Source organism: Streptomyces sp. CNS606 (assembly GCF_000426325.1).
In genome coordinates this window covers 1-1,922 of sequence record NZ_AUFD01000060.1, presented here as the reverse complement: position 1 = coordinate 1,922, position 1,922 = coordinate 1, and the positions used below count along the sequence as shown (strand labels likewise).

2 protein-coding genes are annotated in these 1,922 nt (G+C 68.8%); both read left to right on the top strand.

Translation table 11 applies throughout. The features are described from left to right. On the top strand, positions 1-656 hold a 656-nt coding region (locus K304_RS0120565), incomplete at its 5' end, for a trypsin-like serine protease (protein ID WP_027765261.1). A gap of 619 nt (positions 657-1,275) precedes the next feature. Continuing rightward, a complete protein-coding gene (locus tag K304_RS32505) occupies positions 1,276-1,869 on the top strand; it encodes an ABC transporter permease subunit (RefSeq protein ID WP_078529432.1) in 594 nt (197 codons plus the stop codon). The last annotated feature ends 53 nt before the right edge of the window (positions 1,870-1,922 follow it).

Below are 1,922 nucleotides of genomic sequence, written 5' to 3'. Positions count from 1 at the left end.
CCCAGCAGGTCGTCCTCACCCTCACCGACGCCACCGACGCCCGCGGCGCCGCACGCCTGCGCGCCGCCGCGGCCGAACACGGCGACGCCGTACGCGTCGAGGAGACCCGCGGCGCCATGAGCCCGGCCATCCGGGGCGGAGCCGCCATCACCGGCGGCGGCATCCGCTGCTCCGCCGGCTTCAACACCCGCAAGAACGGCCGGAACTACATCATCGACGCCGGCCACTGCACCAAGGGCGTCGCCAACTGGAACGGCATAGGCCCCTCCGTCGGAGCCAGCTTCCCCGGCAACGACTACGGCCTGATCCGCAACCGCCACAGCAACGCCCCCGGCGTCGTCACCCTCTACAACGGCAACGTGCAGCGCATCGACCGGGCCGGCGCCGCCCGCGTGGGCCAGCGCATCTGCAAGAGCGGCAGCACCACCGGCCTGACCTGCGGCACCGTGCAGCGCACCGGCGTCACCGTCAACTACCCGCAGGGCCAGGTGCGCCAGCTCGTCCAGACCGCCGCCCGGGTGAACTCCGGCGACTCCGGCGGCGCCCTGTTCGCCGGCCGCACCGCGCTGGGCATCACCTCCGGCATGGGCGGCGGCAGCTCGTTCTTCCAGCCCGTCCGCGAGGTCCTCAACCGCTACAACGTCCGCCTCAACTGAACACGGCTCCGAAGATCGAGAGCGGCAAAACCGCCAGCACAAACAGGCCTCAGCCGCCCGTCACACCCACACGACGGACCTACCGTCACCCTTGACCCACCCCGCCGCCGGGCCCACGCGCTGCACAGACCCAGGGCCCGGCGGCACCCAGTACAGCGCACTCTCGGGATACTCCCGTCGTTGCCCGGCTTACCTGCTCTCGGCCCACCTCACGGCCAGCCCGCCACTCGGCATCCTGGGCGACACCTGAGGCTCCGCTGTTCGGGATCTCCCGTAATGAAGAGGACTCGGGCCCTGTCGGCATCTGTTGAGATGGGGCCCGAGTCCTCTGACCGCCTAACCCTCAGGTCAGGACGCCATTTCTCTTGCGCATTCTGCTGTGTGCGCACAACAGAATGCGTTGCAAGTGGCGTCCACTGTACCCCGGTACGTGCTTGCGCTCACATGCGTGCGTAGGCGCAGGACGCCGAGAGCGCAGAAGACGTCCCCTGCTGCCAACGGGTGCCGAGACGCGGCCATCGCTCTACCCCTCAGGGGCGCGCGGTCTATCCTGCATCTCCCGGGTCTCGCGGCGCCTTGAACGCGCTCTGTTCCGTCGCGGGGTCCGGGGCCGCCCCGTGTGTACGTCGCGGTCTCCGCGCCCTTCCAGACCTGGTTCCTCAAGACCTACCTGGACACCGTCCCGTCCGAACTGGACGAGGCCGCCCGCATCGACGGCTGCACACGGCTCCGTGCGGTGCTCGCCGTGGTGCTGCCAGCGGCAAGGCCAGGGATCGCCTCCGCTGCCGTCCTGGGCGGCGTCACCGCCTGGTCCCAGTTCGTGCTGCCGTTCATCCTCGTCGACGTGCCCGAACTTAGCACCGGTCTCGGTCGGCATCGTCAACCTCCAGGGCACCAGCGGCGAGATCACCACCCAGTACCTCGCGGCCGGCAGCATATTGGCCGTCATACCGGTCGTCCTGCTGTTCCTGCTCCTCCAGCGGCACATCGTCGGAGCCCTGACCACCGGAGCGATCAAGGGATAGCCGCCTACCTGCGAGCCATCGCTCCCCTCAAGTGGCGCAGTCACGCTGAAAGCGACGCTCAAGAGGTACACCGCAGCGTCGTCGGCTTGCCGTTGCGCTCCACCGGAACGCGAGTAGTGCCCGACAGCTTTCCGTCGTGCAGGGCACTAAGAGCTCGTCTCATTTGGCGAGTCTGCGGTAGCAGATGAGGGTGCAGGCGATGCTGGTGAAGGCGAGGAAGTGGTCGGCTTTGCGTTCGTAG